The sequence below is a fragment of the Streptomyces sp. NRRL S-337 genome (assembly GCF_000720175.1).
Classification (GTDB): Bacteria; Actinomycetota; Actinomycetes; order Streptomycetales; family Streptomycetaceae; genus Streptomyces; species Streptomyces siderophoricus.
This window is the reverse complement of sequence record NZ_JOIX01000010.1, coordinates 32,547-50,902: the sequence shown is the minus strand read 5'-3', so window position 1 is coordinate 50,902 and position 18,356 is coordinate 32,547. Positions and strand designations below refer to the sequence as shown.

Sequence of the window (18,356 nt, the reverse complement as noted above, 5' to 3'; positions counted from 1 at the left end):
GTCTCAGATCAGGTCATCTGACGGCGCACCAGGTCGTGCAGCCGGCCGCCGGTGTCGGCGAGGAGTGCGACCGGGGCGCCCTGCTCGACGATCCGGCCGTCCGCCATGACGATCACCCGGTCGGCGTCCATGACGGTGGAGAGCCGGTGGGCGATCACCAGGCGGCTGGCGCTGAGCTTGCGGGTGCTGTCGATGACGATGCGCTGGGTCTCGTTGTCCAGGGCGCTGGTGGCCTCGTCGAAGAAGAGGATCCGCGGCCGCCGGACCAGGGCCTGGGCGATCATCAGGCGCTGCCGCTGTCCGCCGGAGATCGCGCCGCCGCCGGAGATCATGGTGTGCAGGCCCATCGGCATCCGCTTGATGTCCTCGGCCAGGCCCGCCATCTCGGCGGCCGCCCAGGCCTCCTCCTGGGTGAAGGACTCGGCGCCGCAGATGCAGTCCAGGATGGAGCCGGTGAGCGGCTGGGCGTTCTGCAGGACGACGCCGCACTGACGGCGGACCGCGGCCTGGTCCAGCGCTCCGAGGTCCTGGCCGTCGTAGAGGACGCTGCCCGAGGTGGGCTTGTCGAAGCCGATCAGCAGCCGCAGCAGGGTGGACTTGCCGCAGCCGCTGGGGCCGACGACGGCGACGAATTCGCCCGGGTGGACCTGGAGGGAGATGTCGTCGAGGACCAGCGGGCCGTCGTCGGTGTAGCGGAAGGAGAGCTTCTTGGCCTCGATGGCGCCGGTGAGGGTGCCGGGCTGGGCGCTGGCGCCGCGTACCTCCGGTGCCTCGTCCAGCACCGGCCTGATCTCTTCGAACATCGGCAGCGCGGCGGCGGCCGAGACGAAGGCGCCGGTGATCTGGGTGACCGAGGTCAGCAGCATGGTGACCGAGGTGTTGAAGGTGAGGAACGAGCCGGCCGACATGGTGCCGCGGGCCGGGCCGGCCAGCAGCATGAACAGGGTCAGCGAGCACAGCGGCAGGTAGACGGCGTTGAGGACGGTGGTGAGGTTCTTGATCCGGCCGGCCTTCTGCTGGAGCTCCCGGGACCGGGCGAACTCCCGGGCCCAGGCGGCGTAGGCGAAGCTCTCGGCCGCGGCGACCCGCAGCTTGGGCAGTCCGCGCAGGGTCTGGAACGCCTGGTTGTTGAGCTTGTTGGACAGCTTGATCAGCCGCCGTTGCCAGCGCAGCTCCCACAGCCCCATGGTGAGGAACACCGCCCCGATGACGAGCAGCATGCCGAGCGCGGCGAGCGCCAGCGGCACGCTGTAGACGAGGAGCAGGACGAGGTTCATCGCGCCGATGGTCGTGGACTGCACGGCCACCGGGCCGATGCCGGACAGCACCCGGCGGATGGCGCTGATGCCCATCGCGGCGCTGGCCAGTTCGCCGGTGGAGCGTTCGGTGAAGAACTTGGTCGGCAGCCGCAGCAGCCGGTCCCAGACGGCCGGTTGCAGTGCGCTCTCGATGCGGCCCTCCATGCGCAGCACGGTGAGGCTCTGCAGCAGCATGAAGGCGGCGGCGACCACGCTGCTGATGATGACGGCCAGCGCCACCTGCACGATCAGGCCCTTGTCGGCGGCCGGGACGTACACCCCGAGGACCTTGCCGGTCGCGATCGGGACGAGCGCGCCGAGGGCGACCGTCACCAGTCCGCTGAGGGCCAGGTTGCGGACGTCGGTGCGGGTGCCGCGCAGGCTGAAGCGCATCAGCCGCCACATGGTCATCGGCCGCTCGGGCAGCGGGCGGTAGAACATGACGGCGCGGGCCTCGAACTCGTCGGCGTTGTCCTTGCCGATCCGCATCCGCAGGCCGGAGACGGGGTTGACCGCCTCGTAGCGTCCGCGGCGCCACAGCAGCGCCACGGGGGCGCCGGACTTGGCGCGGTGGCCGACCAGGGGGCCGGTGTCGGTCCGCCACCAGGTGCCGGTGAGCCGGACCGCGCGGGTGCGGACCCGGGAGCTGACCGCGATCCGTTCGACGGGGCTGATGCGGTCGTTGACGGCGCCGCCCCTGGGGGGTTCGGTCAGGGTGATGCCGGCGGCCTCGGCGACCGTGCGGCAGACCGCGAAGGTGGTGTCGTCGCCGGCCCGGTCCGTCCCGGCGCCTCCCCGCCCGCCGCGGTCCTGGCGGCCGATGGAGGCCAGCAGCGCCTGGTCGGCGCGTTCGCGGACGGCCTCACCGGCCTTGATGCCGGCCGCCGTACGGTCCTCGTGGGCGCGCTCCAGCTGCTCGATCCAGCGGTCGACGGCGGACAGCAGCCGGTACTGCTGGTTGACCATCCGCTGCCACAGCTCGGGGTCGACGAGCAGGTCGGCGGCGGCCTCCGCGCTGTAGGAGGCGCCGTACTGGACGCTGCCGGGCGGGACCGGCATCCACAGGACGTCGTCGTCGGCCACCGCCTCGTCGCCGGGCCGGCCGTCCAGCGGCGCCTCGAAGAGCACGCCCAGGCTGCGGGCGGTGCCCAGCGCGAAGGCGTGCTCCAGCGGGCCGTACGCCGCGGGGTGGCCGTAGCCGCCGGGCGCGCCGTACAGGGGCTGCGCGCCGGTGTCGGTCTGCTCGCCGTACCCGCCGTAGTCCCAACGGGGCAGCTCGCGCAGCGGGATCCGGCGCACCGCGCAGTCCTGCGAGGGGCGGCCGAGCAGGGTGTGCTGGGGGCCGTCGACCGGGCCGAGGAGCAGGGCGCCGGGTTCGAGCCGCCCGAGGAAGTGCCAGTGGCCCTCCGCCGCGGCGTCGACCGCGAACAGGTCGAGCGCGCCGGCGGTGACCAGCCACAGCACGTGCGGCCCTTCGAGGGGGACGCTGCGCAGCCCGGCGCAGTCGACGTGCGTGCCGAGGCCGCCCAGGGCCTGCGTCACCGCGTCGGTCTCGCCGGGTCCCGCGTGCGGGAACGGGGGCAGGGCTGACACCTCAGTGCTCCTTGACCAGCTCGGCGTACGCGCCTCCGGCGGCGACCAGGTCCTCGTGGCGGCCGCGTTCGACGACCACGCCGTGGTCGAGGACGACGATCTCGTCGCTGTCGCGGACGGTGCTGAGCCGGTGGGCGATGACGACGCAGGCGCAGCCGCGCCGCCGCAGGTTGTCCATGATGATCTGTTCGGTCTGCGCGTCGAGGGCGCTGGTGACCTCGTCGAGGACGAGGATGCTGGGGCGCCGGACCAGGGCGCGGGCGATCTCCAGGCGCTGCCGCTGGCCGCCGGAGAAGTTGCGGCCGTCCTGTTCGACCCGGCTGTGGATGCCGTCCGGGCGGCGGGCGATGACGTCGTCGTAGAGGGCGGCGTCCTTGAGGGCGGTGATGACGGCGTCGTCGGGGATGGAGGGGTCCCACAGCGCCACGTTGTCCCGGACCGTTCCCTCGAAGAGGAAGACGTCCTGGTCGACGAAGGAGACGGAGCCGGCGAGCGCGCTGCGGGAGAGGTCCTCCAGGCGCTGTCCGTCGATGCGGATGGTGCCTTCCCAGGGGCTGTAGAGGCCGGATATCAGCCGGGAGACGGTGGACTTGCCGCTGCCGGAGCCGCCGACCAGGGCGACCTGGCGGCCCGGGCCGACGGCCAGGGAGAAGCCGGTGAGCAGCGGTTTGTCCAGCGGGCTGTAGCCGAAGGTGATGTTCTCCAGCGTCACATGGCCCTTGAGCCGGCGGGTGTCGCCGTCCGGGCCGGACCGGGTGTAGAGGCTGTCGGCGGGGAAGGACTCGACGTCCTTGAGGCGGGCCACGTCGGCGGCGAAGTCCTGGATGCGGCCGGCGACGCCGTTGAGCCGGGTGATGGGCGCGGTGAAGCGGGTGACCAGTGCCTGGAAGGCGACCAGCAGGCCGATGGAGATGTGGCCCTCGACGGCCCGCAGTCCGCCGATCCAGAGGATCAGGGCGCTGTTGAGGGTGGCGAGGGTGGGCGCGACGACGGCCAGCCAGGCGCTGGGGACGCCGAGCCGCTGCTGTTCCTCCAGGGTGGCCGCGTGCTGGCCGGCCCAGCGGCGGAAGTAGCCGTTCTCCCCGCCGGTGGCCTTCATGGTCTCGATGAGCTGCAGGCCGGTGTAGGCGGTGTTGGTGAGCCGGGCGGTGTCGGCGCGGAGTTTGGCGGTGTGGGTGGCGCGCAGCCGGATCACGATCCGCATGGCGACGACGTTGAGCAGGGCGATGCCGACGCCGATGACGGTGAGCTGCGGGTCGTAGGTCCACAGCAGCAGGGCGTAGAGGACGACGACGATGCCGTCCACGCCGGCGGCGGCGAGGTCCCGGGCGAGGGTTTCGGCGACCGCGTCGTTGGACTGCAGGCGCTGGACCAGGTCGGCCGGGCTGCGCTGGGCGAAGAAGGTGACCGGGAGCCGGAGCAGATGGCGCAGGAAGCGGGCGCTGGTGAGGGTGGAGGAGATGATCCGGCCGCGCAGCAGGTTGGCCTGTTGCAGTCCGGTGAGGACGGCGGTGAGCGCGACCATCGCGGCCATCGACGCGAAGAGCGGCCCCAGCATCGACGTCTGGTTGCCGATCAGGAACATGTCGATGTACGTCCGGCTGAGCGCGGGCACCGCGGCGCCGACCGCGACCAGCAGCAGGCTGGCGAGGAGGGCGGCGAGCAGGGTGCCGGTGGTGCCGCGCATCCGGGCGGGCACGGCGCCGAGGACGCCGGGCTTGCGGCCGCCCTTGCGGAAGGACTCGGACGGTTCGAAGACCAGGGCGACGCCGGTGAAGCTGGTGTCGAAGTCCTCCGTGGGCACGAAGCGGCGGCCCTTGTCGGGGTCGTTGATGTGCACGCCGCGACGGCCCATCCGGCGGCCCATGCCGTCGTAGACGACGTAGTGGTTGAACTCCCAGAAGAGGATGGCCGGGGCCTGGACCTCGGCGAGCGCGGCGGTTTCCATCTGCATGCCCTTGGCCTGCAGGCCGTAACTGCGGGCGGCCTTGAGCAGGTTGCTGGCGCGGGAGCCGTCGCGGGAGACGCCGCAGGCGATCCGCAGCTCCTCCAGGGGGACGTGGCGTCCGTAGTGGGCGAGCACCATCGCCAGGGAGGCGGCGCCGCATTCCACGGCCTCCATCTGGAGGACGGTGGGGGTGCGGACGGCCTTGACCTTCTTGGGCGGCGCGGGCGGGGCGGCGCGGCGGCGGCGGGCGCCGGGTGCGGCCTCGGGGCGGTGCCGGCCGCGGCCGGGCGGCGGCAGCCGGTCCTGCGGGGGTGCGGAGTCCTGGGATGCGGTCACGGCAGCAGCCAATCGATCGGGTGCTGCGCGGCGAGGTGGACGGCGCCGCTGGCCAGCGTCATGGAGTCGACGGTGTAGGGCGGGCCGTCGGAGGTGGACCAGGCGTAGCCGGACCTGTTCCCCGGAGCGCGGTCGAGCTGTACCAGGACGGCGACCGGCGGGCCGGCCTTGGAGAACTGCTCGCCGAGCTGGCTGCTGCCCAGGTAGGCGCCGATCCGCTGGCGGGTCTGGGCGGTCCGGCCGACGGCCTTGACCCGGCCGCGCAGCACGCCGTACTGCTGGTTGGGCACGGACTGGACGGTGAGGTCGACGGAGGCGCCGACGGGGACGGAGGCGCCGTTCTCGGCCGGTACGTAGAGCGTCGCCGTCAGGGGGTCCCCGGCGTGTGCCACGCGTTCGACGGAGGCCACGTCCGCGCCCGTGGTGACGACCGAGCCGATGGTGGCGACCATCGAGGTCAGCCGGCCGGCGGCGATCGCGCGGACGACGGCGGTGCCCCGGGCGGTGCGGACCTTGAGGACCGGGGCGCCCGCGGCCACCTGCCGGCCTTCCTGGGCGAGTACGGCGGTGACCTGTCCCGCCACGGGGCTCTGCAGCACGTAGCTGCCCTGGCCGTGGGTGAGGATCCCGGGTGCGGTGAGGGTGGAGGAGACGGTGCCGGTCACCGCCCATACGGCGGCGGCGAGCACGCAGAGGACCGTGACGATCAGGACGAGCAGTCCCTGTGGCCGGGCGAAACGCACCGGCAGATCGATTTCCTCGGGCGACTGCAGCTTGGAAAGGGCCTGTTGGCGGAACTGCACGACACTCTTCCCTCAACTGCAAAGGACTGTCAGGACGTAACGGGCACGGCGCCCGTCGGGGCCGCCGCGGTGGGGCCGAGCGTACGGTGTCCGGTCCGGGGCTCGGCAGCCGGGTGCCCCGGAACCCGGCGAAGGCCTGGCGGTTCCGGGGCATCCGGCCGGCATGTCGGCAAGGAGGGGACGCCGACCTGCCGTTCGGTCTTAGAGACCGGCGACGAGGCCCGTGACCTGGCCGGTGTTGACGCCGGTCAGACCCTCGACGGTGCCGGTGACGGTGCCCAGGGTGCCGCCGACGTTGAGGCCCGTGGCGCCGTCAACGGTGGAGGTGGCGGTGCCGGCCAGGCTGCCGACGAGGCCACCGGCCACGTTGTCCAGCTCGCTGTCGGCGATTTCCTGGGTCTGAATCTCGCGCATGATGATTCCTTTCGGATGCATATCTCAAATAGCTGCGACCGAGCCGTCCGCAGGGCGGTCCGGCCGCGGCAGCGGTCGCCGGGGCCCTCGAAATCGAGAACCTCTGCGCGACTTCCGCAGTGCGAAGGATCAAAGCATGCAGGTGGGTTGTGCTGCTAATCGGACTACGGCCGATCCGGACCGCTTCGAACCTCTCAATTACCTGACGTGGACGCACGTCCATGAATTAGTGGCAGCTTCTTCACAACCTCTGCGGTTTGCGTTCGCCCAGCCCGCCGACGGCCCGTCAGGCGAACGGGACATTCCCCCATCAAACCGCTTACGCGCAGGTCAGCGCCGGGGAGGACGGCGGGAGGGGGTGTGCCGGCTGCGCACTCGGTGTGCAGATTCCTTGGAGACACACAGTTTTTACGGCACCGATCGGCGGGCGCACGCAGAACTCCGGCGCGCCCCCGAGGAACCCTCCGCCGAATGTTGCGCAAGCTTTAACGGCGCCCGATTTACCCGGGGTTACGGGGGTGGTATCGCGCCCGTTGAACACCTTGCACGGATTCTTCGGCACTATCCGTACGGCATTCCCATGGAATCGGATCGACCGCCCCGAGAACGGACATAACCACATAACGGCACGCCGTCCGACTCGGCGGGAATGGGCGATTTACAGCCGTACCGCCCCCGGGCGGGCGGCCCGGCCGGCGGGCCCGGTGGCAGCCGGTGTCCGGTTGCGGCACGGTGAAAGGGACCCGCGGGGACCGGCGCACCCGGAAGGAGCCGTACGTGGAGCCCGTCGACGCGCTGGAGCGGATCGCGTTCCTGCTGGAACGGCAGGGCGCGGCGACCTACCGGGTACAGGCGTTCCGCGGGGCGGCGGCCGCCCTCGGCGCACTGTCGGACGACGAGGTGCGCGAACGGGCGCGGCAGGGCACGCTGGTCCGCCTCAAGGGGCTGGGCCCCAAGACCACCCGGGTGGTCGAGGAGGCGCTGGCGGGCGTGCGGCCCACCTATCTGGCACATCTGGAGGACGAGGCCGGCGCCCCGCTGGTCGAGGGGGAGCACGGGCAGCGGCTGCGGCGGGCCCTGCGCGGCGACTGCCATCTGCACTCCGACTGGTCGGACGGCGGCAGCCCGGTGGACGTGATGGCCCGGGCCGCCCGCGACCTGGGGCACGAGTGGTGCGTGCTGACCGACCACTCCCCCCGGCTCACCGTCGCCCGCGGCCTGTCCCCACAACGGCTGCGGGAGCAGCTGGAGCTGGTGGCCCAGGTGAACGAGCGGCTGGCGCCGTTCCGGCTGCTGACCGGGATCGAGTGCGACATCCTCGACGACGGTTCCCTGGACCAGGAACCGGAGCTGCTGGAGCGGCTCGACGTGGTGGTGGCCTCGGTGCACTCCAAGCTCCGGATGGACAAGGTGCCGATGACCCGGCGGATGGTGGCCGCCGTGCGCAACCCCCTGGTGGACGTGCTCGGGCACTGCACCGGGCGGCTGCTGACCGGGCGGGGCCGCCCGGAATCGGAGTTCGACGCCGACGAGGTCTTCGCGGCCTGTGCCGAACACCGCACCGCGGTGGAGATCAACTGCCGCCCCGAGCGCCTGGATCCGCCGCGCCGGCTGCTGCGCCGGGCGGTTGCGGCCGGGACGCTGTTCTCCATCGACACCGACGCGCACGCCCCGGGCCAGCTGGACTGGCAGATCTACGGCTGTGCCCGCGGCGAGGAGTGCGGCGTACCGGCCGACCGGGTCATCAACACCTGGACGGAGCGCCAGTTGGCCACCTGGACGGCCACCGGACGCACCCCGCGCTGAACGACCCGCCCCTCAGGCCGCCGACGGCGCCGGTGCGGTGCGGCCGGGCGCGGCGGGGGCCGGGGTGAGCCGCAGCGTCACCACGTAACCGACCACGACGGCGACGATCACCAGCGGCATCACGGTGAGTCCGCTGCGGCCCATCAGCAGCGTCGCCATCAGCACCGACGTCATCGGGAGCCGGAGCATGGCCACCGCCATCGCCCCGACGCCCATCGCGAACGCCGGGGTGAGCGACAGGCCCGGCAGGTGCGACAGCACCACCCCGCCGGCCGCGCCGAGGAACAGCGCCGGGAAGATCGGCCCGCCCCGGAAGGCGCTCAGCGACACGCAGTACGCCAGGCCCTTGCCCACGAGGAGCAGCAGCAGCGCCGCCATCGAGTATCCGGCGCTGTCGTGGAACAGCGTCCCGAGCGCCGACTGGCCCGAGAAGAGCAGCTCTTGGGCGGGCTTGCCGGTGGCGGCGGAGAAGCCCACCGCCAGCGCGGCCACCACCAGTCCCATCAGCACCGTGGCCGGTACCCGGTGGCGGGCCACCCGCTCCTTGAGCCAGAGCGCCAGCCGCCGGACCCCGGTGCCGGCGAACGCGGCGGCCACCCCGAGGACCAGGGCCCAGCCGAACTCCGGGAGGGTGGGCCCGGCGGCCCGGGGGACGTCGTGCAGCGCGAGGGAGTACGTACCGAGCCCGGTCCAGTCCCCCAGCCCGGTGAAGACCAGCGCCCCGATGCCGGAGGCGAGCAGGCCCGGCACCAGCACCACCCCGAGCGTCGGCCCGGCCAGGCCGGAGACCTCCATCAGCAGGAACGCGCCCAGCAGCGGGGACCCGAGCAGGGCACTGATCGCGGCGAAGCTGCCGGCCGCGCCCACCGCGGCCACCGTCCCGGCGTCCGTCCCCCGCCCGGTCAGCCGGGCGGCGCCCGCGGCCAGCCCGCCGCCCAGGGAGATCAGCGGTGCCTCCGGGCCGAGCACCGCGCCGAAGGCGAGCGAGGCCAGGGCGGCGAGCGCGACGCCGGGCAGTGCGGACAGGGTGGGCGGGCCGGCGAGCGCCAGTCCGTCGGCGGGTTCGTGGCCGCCGTTGCCGGGCAGGTGGCGGACGGCCAGCCCGGTCACCAGCCCGGCGGCCGCGAGCAGCGGCAGCGGCCACCACAGCGGCGCGCCGGCGAAGCCCAGGGCCCGTGGCAGGTCGTCGTAGAGCAGCGGTTCCAGGGCGTGGACGACGGCGAGGAAGCCGAACGCGACCAGGCAGACCGGGAACCCGATCACCGCCGCGGTCAGCAGCAGCTTCGGATAGCCGCGGGTGCGCACCGGCGCGTAGGGATCGGGGGGCGCGGCGGCCGGCGGTGCGCCGACCGGGCCGGTGGGGCCGCCAGGGCTGGTGGGACCGCTCTGGCCGGTGGGGCCGACCGACATCGCCTCGCCTCCTCGCCGCAGCCGGGACGAGCCTGCCACGGCCGGCCCGGGCGGCCCGGAAGGACGCCGTCCGGATCAGCCCGAAGCACCCGAACGCCGGTCAGCCCTGCGCGGCCGCCGCCTCCCGGAGCGCGGTCAGGACGGGGCGGAACAGGGGATGGTCCTCGGCCCCGCGGCGTACCGCGGCGAAGACCCGGCGGGTGGGGGCGACATCGTCGAGGGGGCGGACGACGACGCCGGTCAGGTCCATGTCGCGCAGCGCCGAGCGGGGCACGAGCGCCACCCCGGCGGCGGCCGAGGCGAGCGCGACCACCGCCCGGAAGTCGTCGGAGGAGTGTTCCAGCCGGGGCTGGAAACCGGCGTACTCGCAGGCCAGGACGACCACGTCGTGGCAGGGGTTGCCGGGGTAGGGGCCGATCCAGGGGTCGCCGGCGAGGTCGGCGACGGCGACCCGGTCGGCCTCGGCGAGGCGGTGGCCGGGCGGGAGGACGGCGTCGAAGGGTTCGGCGTAGAGCGGGAGCCGGGTGAGCCGGGGATCGTCCGCGCGGGGCGCGCCCCGGTACTCGACGGCCACCGCGACGTCGACCTGCCGGTCGAGGACCATCCGCAGGCTCGCGTCGCCCTCGGCGTCCTGGACGCGGACCCGTATGCCCGGTGCGCAGCCGGCCAGCGCGGTCAGCGCGGGCGCGACGACCAGGCCGATGCCGGTGGCGAAGGACGCGACGGTGACCGTGCCGGCCTCGCCCGAGCCGTAGGCGGCGAGTTCGGACTCGGCTCGCTCCAGCTGGGCGAGGACGGCGTTGGCGTGGCTGAGCAGGATGTCGCCCGCGGGGGTCAGCCGGACGCCGCGGGCGCTGCGCTCCACCAGGCGGTGGCCGGTCTCCTGCTCCAGCGCGGCCAGTTGCTGGGACACCGCCGAGGGCGTGAGGTAGAGCGCGGCGGCCGCGGCGGTGACCGTGCGGTGGTCGGCCACCGCACGGAGGATGTGCAGCCGGCGTGCTTCGATCATGCGGTCAATTATCCCCGGCCGGACGTGCCGGTCAGGACTCCAGTTCCGCCCGGGCGGCGACGAAGGCCTCCACCGCGCGGTGGACGTCCTCGGTGGAGTGCGCGGCGGACAGCTGGACGCGGATCCGGGCCTGGCCCTGCGGCACGACCGGGTACGAGAAGCCGATCACGTACACCCCGCGCTCCAGCAGCAGCTCCGCCAGCCGGGCCGCCCGGGCCGCGTCGCCGATCATGACGGGGGCGATGGCGTGGTCGCCGGGGAGGACGTCGAAGCCCTCCTCGGTCATCCGGGAGCGGAACAGCGCGGTGTTGGCGTGCAGCCGCTCGCGCAGGTCACCGGCCGACTCCAGCAGGTCGAGCACCTTGAGCGAGGCCGCGGCGATCACCGGGGCGAGCGAGTTGGAGAAGAGGTACGGCCGCGAGCGCTGGCGCAGCAGGGCGACGATCTCCGCGCGGGCCGCGACATAGCCGCCGGAGGCGCCGCCCAGCGCCTTGCCGAGGGTGCCGGTGATGATGTCGACGCGGTCCATGACCCCGTGGAGTTCGGGGGTGCCGCGGCCGCCGGCCCCGACGAAGCCGACCGCGTGCGAGTCGTCGACCATCACCATCGCGTCGTAGGCGTCGGCCAGGTCGCAGATCTCGCGCAGCGGCGCCACATAGCCGTCCATGGAGAAGACGCCGTCGGTGACGATCAGCTTGCGGCCCGCGCCGCCCTCGGTGGCCTCCTTCAACTGCCGTTCCAGATCGGCCAGATCGCGGTTGGCGTAGCGGAAGCGGCGGGCCTTGCACAGCCGGATGCCGTCGATGATGGAGGCGTGGTTGAGGGCGTCGGAGATGACCGCGTCGTCCGGGCCGAGGAGGGTCTCGAAGACGCCGCCGTTGGCGTCGAAGCAGGAGGAGTACAGGATGGTGTCCTCCTGGCCGAGGAAGGCGGACAGCCGCGCCTCCAGCTCCTTGTGCACCTCCTGCGTGCCGCAGATGAAGCGCACGGACGCCATGCCGTAGCCCCAGCGGTCCAGCGCCTCATGGGCGGCCGCGACGACCTCGGGGTGGTCGGCGAGACCGAGGTAGTTGTTGGCGCAGAAGTTGAGGACCTCACCGGGGTTGCCCCCGGCCGTGACGCCGACGGTCGCCGACTGGGGGGTGCCGATGACCCGCTCGGGCTTGTGCAGGCCGGCGGCGACGATCTCGTCGAGGGTGCCGCGCAGTTCGTCGCGTACGGAGTGGAACATCAGGGGTTCTCCAGGAGGGTGGGGGTGGTGACGGGGCGGGGCGGGCGCGGTCCGGCCGTGATCAGGCGGTCCAGTCCAGGATGATCTTGCCGCTGCGGCCGCTCGCGGCGTCGTCGAAGGCGGCCTCGAAGTCGGTGTACGCGTACCGGCCGGTGATCACGGGGGCGAGGTCCAGTCCGCCTTCGAGCAGGACGGACATCGCGTACCAGGTCTCGAACATCTCCCGGCCGTAGATGCCCTTGATCGTGATCATGGAGGTGACGATCCGCGACCAGTCGACGGGGAAGTCCTGGGCGGGCAGGCCGAGCATGGCGATCCGGCCGCCGTGCGTCATGTTGGCGATCATGTCGCGCACCGCCTCGGGCCGCCCGGACATCTCCAGCCCGATGTCGAAGCCCTCGCGCAGACCCAGCGTGCGCTGCCCGTCGGCGATGTCCGCCTCGGCGACGTTGAGCGCCAGGCTGACGCCGATCTTGCGGGCCAGGGCCAGCCGTTCCTCGCTGACGTCGGTGATCATGACGTTGCGGGCGCCCGCGTGCCGGGCCACCGCCGCCGCCATCAGGCCGATCGGCCCCGCGCCGGTGATCAGGACGTCCTCGCCGACCAGCGGGAACGACAGCGCGGTGTGCACGGCGTTGCCGAACGGGTCGAAGACCGCGGCGATGTCGAGGTCCACGGGGACGCGGTGCACCCACACGTTCGTCGCGGGCAGTGCCACGTACTCGGCGAAAGCGCCGTCCCGGCCGACGCCGAGCCCGACCGTGGCGCGGCACAGGTGGCGGCGGCCGGCGAGGCAGTTGCGGCACTTGCCGCAGACCAGGTGGCCCTCGCCGCTGACCAGGTCGCCGGCCGCGACGTCGGCCACGTCACGGCCGGTGGCGACCACCTCGCCGACGAATTCGTGGCCGATCGTCAGCGGGGTGGCCAGCGCCTGCTGCGCCCAGCCGTCCCAGGCGCGGATGTGCAGGTCGGTGCCGCAGATGCCGGTGCGGAGCACCTTGATCAGTACGTCCCCCGGGCCGATGGCCGGTTCCGGCACCTCCGTGAGCCAGAGGCCCGGCTCCGCCTTCTGCTTGACCAGTGCCTTCACCGCGACGGCTCCCGTACGTAAGAGTGCATGACGTGTCGGGGGCAGTCATGTTCCGGCCGCCCGATCTCCGCCGGAGAATCTTCCGTACGACGGGCGCCGGGTCCATCGAGGTTTTCTTAAGCGCGGTGACAGCTGATCTTCACGCCCCGCCGCGGGCCCGCGGCGGGGCGGACGGGCCGCAGCCCGGGTCAGGAGAAGATCGCGTGGACCTGGTCGACCGCCTCGGGCCCGTACCCGACCGTGCCGACCGGGACCGCGCCGTCGATCGCGTCGATGATCCGGCCGGCCCAGACCGGCCCGAAACCGCCGCACAGCTCGATCAGTTGGACCCCGTCGGCCACCAGCTTGCGGGCGGCCTCGACGCCCTCCTCGGGCTTGGTCACCCCGATGAACACGCTGCGGCAGGCGCCGGTGTCCACGACGTTGACCTCGCCGCCGGCGGCGCTGCCGGCCGCCGTGTAGATGAACCCCCAGTGGGTGAGTGCCATGCCGTGGACCTCCCGTGGTCGTGGCGATCGCCCGGTCGTGGTGATCGCCCAGGGCACCAGCCAAGCAGAGCCGGGGCGTGGAGGGCACGGATTCGGTCACGCCCCGCCGGTCACGTCCCGCCGGTCCCGCGCGGGCCGGGCGCGGGAGTGTAGGGCGCCGGAGAGTCGGCCGGCGGAATTCATCACAGGTTGAGCGGGCCCGAGTCGGGGGTGCGGCCGACTCCGTAGGACTGGATGCAACCACACACGGGGCGCGAACCGCGCCGCACCACGGCGCCCCGTGTGCTCCGTTCCTGTGCGGCCTTGGAGGTCAGTGAAGTGAGCCACCGACATGTGAACAAGCGGACCGGCGTCGTCATCGGCGCCGCCGCGGCCGCCGTCATGGGCGCGGCGATCCTGCTCCCCAACGCCAACGCGAGCACGGACCGCCCGCCGGCCCCGCGCACCTTCAGCGCCTCCGCGGCGACCCGGCTGGCGACGGCCCTGAAGTCGGACCTCGGCGGTGACAACGCCGGCTGGTACCTGGACGGTGCCAACGGCCACCTGGTGATGAACGTGCTGTCCAAGGACGCCGCCGAGCGGGTGCAGGCCAAGGGGGCGGTCGCCAGGGTCGTGCACAACAGCATGACCGCGCTGAAGGCGGGGACGAAGACGCTGCGCGAGAGCGCCTCGGTGCCCGGCACCGCCTGGTCGATCGACCCGCGGACCAACAAGATCGTGGTGGTCGCCGACAAGACGGTCACCGGCGCGAAGATGGCCACGCTCACGAAGGCCACCCGCGGGATGGGCGCGGGCATGGTCACCGTCAAGCGGTCGCAGGGCGAGTTCCGGCGGTTCGACGGCGGGGGAACGGGCGAGGACCCGGGGACGCCGCCGGGCGGCGACGGCCAGAACGGGGGCCAGGGGGCCAACGGCGGCCAGGCGAACGGCGGTCAGCAGAGCGGCGGCCAGGGCAACGGCGGCCAGGGCAACGGTCAGGGCGGTGGGCAGGGCGACGGCGGACAGGGCAGCGGCGGTCAGCAGGGCGGCGGTTCGGCCGCCGGGCCGATCGGGGGCAGTGCCATCTTCGGCGGCAACGCCCGCTGTTCGCTGGGGTTCAACGTCACGGTGAAGGGCGCGCCCGCGTTCCTGACGGCGGGCCACTGCGGCAACGACTCCCCCACCTGGTCCGCGGACCAGGGCGGCAGCCAGCCGCTCGGCAGCGTGCAGGACTCGCAGTTCCCCAAGACCGACTTCGCGATCGTCACCTACGACGACAAGAGCGCCCAGCCGCAGAGCGCGGTGGATCTCGGCAACGGCTCCACCCAGCAGATCACCAAGGCCGCGGAGGCCGCCGTCGGCATGAAGGTGCAGCGCTCGGGGTCCACCACCGGGGTGCACGACGGCACCGTCACCGGGCTGGACGCCACGGTCAACTACGGCAACGGCGACATCGTCAACGGCCTCATACAGACGGACGTCTGCGCCGAGCCCGGCGACAGCGGCGGCTCGATGTTCGCCGGTGACGCCGCCGTCGGACTGACCTCGGGCGGCAGTGGCGACTGCACCCAGGGCGGCGAGACCTTCTTCCAGCCGGTCACCGACGCGCTCAAGGCCACCGGCGCGGAGATCGGCGCCGGCGGAGGCGACGGCAGCGGAGGCGCCGGCGGCGCGGGCGGCGCGGGCGGCGACCAGGGCGCCGGTGGGGACCAGAGCGCCGGTGGCGATCAAGGTGCTGGTGGGGACCAGAGCGCCGGTGGTGACCAGAGCGCCGGCGGCGATCAAGGTGCTGGTGGGGACCAGAGCGCCGGTGGTGACCAGAGTGCGGGTGCCGACCAGGGTGCCGGCAGCGATCAGAGTGCCGGGGGTGATTCACTGACCGATTCGCTGAACTGATCACGACGTCCGGCCAAGACGTCCGGCCAAGACGTCCGGCAACAGCGTCTGACAGAACATCCGACCACGACATCTGACGGGACATCTGACGGCAACATCCGGCAGTGACGGCGCAGATGATGCCCCGCCCGCCCCCATCCCCAGGGCGGGCGGGGACGTTGGTGGCCACGGGATCCTTGAGTGCGGCGGAACCATAGCGACCGCCTGGGACGCGGTGTCAGAATACCGGCCCTACTCCGACCCGTCCTCAGGGGCACCATGGCGTCGAACGAACTCGATTCCCAGATCCCCGTCTTCCGCGGAGCAGGCCATCTGCTCCGTCTGATCGCCGACCTGACCCGCCGGCCACGCCGGCGGGAGTGTCCGGAACCGGTACGGCACCGCGGCGTGGCGCAAGGCCGGGAGGGCCTGCCGGTGCTCTGCCTGGTGGCCGGTCCGGACCACACCGCACTCGCCAAGGGCATCGGCTACTTCCTCAGCCACGCCGATCCGCGCCGGGTGCCGCACGTGCTGTACGACCTCGCGGCCGACACGCCGCGGTCCGGTCCGGAGTCCGTCGAGGCGGTGCGGCGGACCCTGGAACGCCTCGCGCAGGGCTTCGCCCGAAGCGTCAACGGCAGTGACGGCCGGGTCCGCTTCCGCCGGTTCGGCCTCGTCAACTGGCTGACCCAGGTGGGCACCGGCGACCGCCCGGACGACCTGGGCGACATGGAGGGCACCGACCACACCCTGTTACAGGGGCTGCGGGAGCGGGAGTTCCGGCGGCGGCGGATGTTCGGGCTGCTGCGCTCCCCCGAGACCGAGCTGGCGGTCGACGGCAAGGTGCCCTGGTGGGTGTGGCTGTTCGCGGTGCACGTCTTCCCGCTCGCCTGGTTCCGGGTCCGCCGCGGCCTGGGCCGGGAGTACCGCTGGCTGCTCAACCAGCCCTATCTCGCCCCGCGCGACCCGGGCACCTTCATCGGCTTCGCCGAGCGGCTGACCGCACCGCACAACCAGGTCGAGGACCCGGAGCAGTTGCGCAAGCTGATGGTCAACGCGTTCCTGGAGGACCTGCGCGTCGCCTTCCGCCGCCGTCCGTGGCGGCCCCGTACGGCCCGGCGCACCGCGTACTGCGTCGCGCTGCTCGACGGGGTGGGCCCGGACACCTGCGGTCATGCGCTGCTCCAGGCCGTCATCGACGTCCGCAACGAGACCGGCGCCTTCGACCCGCTGCTGATCATCGCCTGCGGTGCCGAGCCGCCGGCCGAGGGCAGCCGGACCCGGGCGGACTGGGGCCGCAGCGAGCTGTGGGAGCTGACCGACCGGCTCTACGGCGGCTGGCGGGACACCTTCCTGCACCAGGGCCGGGCCCGCAACCGCGCCCCCTGGTACCTGCCGGTCAGCGTGCCGCGGCTGATGCCGCCGTCCGAGGAGAGCTATGAGCTGACCCGGCGGCTGGAGGTGGCGCAGGACGCCCGGCTGCGGATCCCCGAACCGCCGTTGTGGGCACGGCGGACGGTGTCCGTCGTGGCGGTCTGCGCGGTCACCGTCGCCCTCCTGGGCGCGGGCGGCCTGGTGCTGGGCGCGGAGAGCCGGTACCGGCAGGCGCACTGCGGGCTCGGCCGGTTCGACGCCGACGCGGACACCCTGCGCACCGCGGAGACCGGCGAGTGCATCGGGGTGGCCCGGCACGGTTTCACCTTCCACTCCCCCGATCCGTCGCTGGACCGGACCCTGCAGCGGATCTACGACCAGAACGCCCTCGCCGAGCAGGCGCACGCGGCGTCCCCGGAGCGGCCGTTCGTCACCCTGGTGCATCTGTCCGCACTGCTCAGCGTCTCGGGCAAGCTCACCGGTCAACTCGCCTACGGGCGTGAGGCGTTGCAGGGGGCGGCGAGCGCGCAGTCCCGGCAGCTGCGCAGCAGCGGCGCCACCGAGCCGATCCTGCGGATCTTCCCCGCGAACGCCGGGTCGGGGATGCGGTTCGGCACGCGGGTGGTGGAGATCCTGGACCGCCTCAAGCAGCAGGACCCGTCCCTGGTGGGGGTCACCGGGCTCGACCAGAGCCGGGAGGCGACCAACCGGACGATCCGGAAGCTGACCGCGGTGGGGCTGCCGATGGTGGCGACGACGCTGTCCGCGGACTCGCTGGTGCGCCAGTCCCCGATGTACTTCCAGGTGTCGCCGCAGAACGCCCGGGAGGCGGAGGTCGCCGCGGCCTACGCCGACCACGTGGTACGGACCGGTGCGGGCAAGCCGGCCCGGCGGGTGCGGATCATCGCGTCCGCCGATCCCAGCGACACCTACAGCCGGACGCTCAGCGACGACGTCGAACGGCGTTTTCGGGCGCGGGAGTTCGCGGTGGAGCGGACGGCGTTCACGCCGCCCCCGCCGCCGGGCCGGGAGCCCTCGTCGGACGCCCCGGGCCCCGGCACGGTGGGGCAGCGGAGCTGTTCGTACCCGGGGGTGGTGTTCTTCGCGGGGCGTTCGGAGGACTTCGAGTCGCTGCTCGGCGGGATCAACGAGTCCTGCAACTCCGCTCCGCCGGTGCTGATCGGCGGTGACGACGTGGCCCGGCTGGCGGCGGACGCGGACCGCCGGGGGCACTATCCGGGGATCCCGTACGACTTCCTGGACTTCACGCTCGGATCGGCGCACTGCGACGGCACCAGCGAGCTGTACGCGGAGCTGAGCCGGCTGTTCCCCGAGGAGTGCGCGAAGGTCCCCAACTCCTCGCTCGACGGGCATGCGGCGCTCGGGTTCGACGCGGTGAAGCTGTACGTCAACGCGGTCAAGCAGCTGCGGGAGGAGGCCGCGCAGATGCCGCTGACGCCGCCCGCGGTGTGGCATGCGATCAGCGGGGTGCACGGGGACGAGGCGCTCGACGGGGCGAGCGGGATCATCAGCTTCGGCGGTGAGGTGGACCGCCAGGTCCCGCTGGACAAGCTGCTGTCGGTGCAGCGCGTCGACAAGAGCGGGCGGCCGGCCCAGGCGGGGTTCTGCGGCCGGGTCGGCGGGCGGAAGCAGGCGGCGTGGTGTCCCGCGCTGGAACCGGAGGAGGGCTGACGCACCGGCC

12 protein-coding genes are annotated in these 18,356 nt (G+C 73.0%); 3 read left to right on the top strand and 9 right to left on the bottom strand.

Features of this window, described 5'->3' with window-relative positions:
- Window positions 1-8 precede the first annotated feature (8 nt).
- The 4 genes from IG62_RS0110225 to IG62_RS0110210 form a co-directional block, all read right to left on the bottom strand.
- The gene (locus IG62_RS0110225; RefSeq protein ID WP_030800081.1) at window positions 9-2,891 is read right to left on the bottom strand and encodes an NHLP bacteriocin export ABC transporter permease/ATPase subunit; all 2,883 of its coding nucleotides are present in this window, start codon (window positions 2,889-2,891) and stop codon (window positions 9-11) included.
- 1 nt (window position 2,892) lies between these two features.
- Complete coding sequence (locus IG62_RS0110220; RefSeq protein WP_030800078.1) at window positions 2,893-5,175, bottom strand: NHLP family bacteriocin export ABC transporter peptidase/permease/ATPase subunit; 2,283 nt, start codon at window positions 5,173-5,175, stop codon at window positions 2,893-2,895.
- Complete coding sequence (locus IG62_RS0110215) at window positions 5,172-5,978, bottom strand: HlyD family efflux transporter periplasmic adaptor subunit (protein ID WP_030800076.1); 807 nt, start codon at window positions 5,976-5,978, stop codon at window positions 5,172-5,174. Before IG62_RS0110215 ends, IG62_RS0110220 begins: the two co-directional genes overlap by 4 nt.
- A 201-nt stretch (window positions 5,979-6,179) precedes the next feature.
- Window positions 6,180-6,392 (bottom strand): hypothetical protein, encoded by a 213-nt coding sequence (locus tag IG62_RS0110210; RefSeq protein ID WP_030800074.1) that lies wholly within the window; start codon window positions 6,390-6,392, stop codon window positions 6,180-6,182.
- Window positions 6,393-7,169: 777 nt separating this feature from the next.
- Here IG62_RS0110210 and IG62_RS0110205 point away from each other — a divergent pair.
- Complete coding sequence (locus IG62_RS0110205; protein WP_030800071.1) at window positions 7,170-8,198, top strand: PHP domain-containing protein; 1,029 nt, start codon at window positions 7,170-7,172, stop codon at window positions 8,196-8,198.
- Between the two features lie 12 nt (window positions 8,199-8,210).
- Here the strand turns inward: IG62_RS0110205 and IG62_RS0110200 are convergent, their stop codons facing one another.
- The 5 genes from IG62_RS0110200 to IG62_RS0110180 form a co-directional block, all read right to left on the bottom strand.
- Window positions 8,211-9,608, bottom strand: a complete 1,398-nt coding sequence (locus IG62_RS0110200) for a chloride channel protein (RefSeq protein WP_078871908.1) — start codon at window positions 9,606-9,608, stop codon at window positions 8,211-8,213.
- A 100-nt stretch (window positions 9,609-9,708) separates the two neighbouring features.
- Entirely contained in the window at window positions 9,709-10,617 is a 909-nt protein-coding gene (locus IG62_RS0110195) for a LysR family transcriptional regulator (RefSeq protein WP_030800067.1), read from the bottom strand.
- Window positions 10,618-10,648: 31 nt separating this feature from the next.
- Window positions 10,649-11,848, bottom strand: coding sequence for a glycine C-acetyltransferase (locus tag IG62_RS0110190; RefSeq protein WP_030800065.1), 1,200 nt, complete (start codon window positions 11,846-11,848; stop codon window positions 10,649-10,651).
- Between the two features lie 61 nt (window positions 11,849-11,909).
- Window positions 11,910-12,938, bottom strand: coding sequence for an L-threonine 3-dehydrogenase (gene tdh, locus IG62_RS0110185; protein WP_030800064.1), 1,029 nt, complete (start codon window positions 12,936-12,938; stop codon window positions 11,910-11,912).
- A gap of 188 nt (window positions 12,939-13,126) precedes the next feature.
- Complete coding sequence (locus tag IG62_RS0110180; RefSeq protein WP_030411092.1) at window positions 13,127-13,426, bottom strand: DUF6506 family protein; 300 nt, start codon at window positions 13,424-13,426, stop codon at window positions 13,127-13,129.
- A gap of 381 nt (window positions 13,427-13,807) precedes the next feature.
- On the opposite strand from IG62_RS0110180, the gene IG62_RS0110175 reads away from it, so the two are divergent.
- Entirely contained in the window at window positions 13,808-15,301 is a 1,494-nt protein-coding gene (locus IG62_RS0110175) for a S1 family peptidase (protein ID WP_078871915.1), read from the top strand.
- 258 nt (window positions 15,302-15,559) lie between these two features.
- Window positions 15,560-18,346 (top strand): ABC transporter substrate-binding protein, encoded by a 2,787-nt coding sequence (locus IG62_RS0110170; RefSeq protein ID WP_030800062.1) that lies wholly within the window; start codon window positions 15,560-15,562, stop codon window positions 18,344-18,346.
- Window positions 18,347-18,356 lie beyond the last annotated feature (10 nt).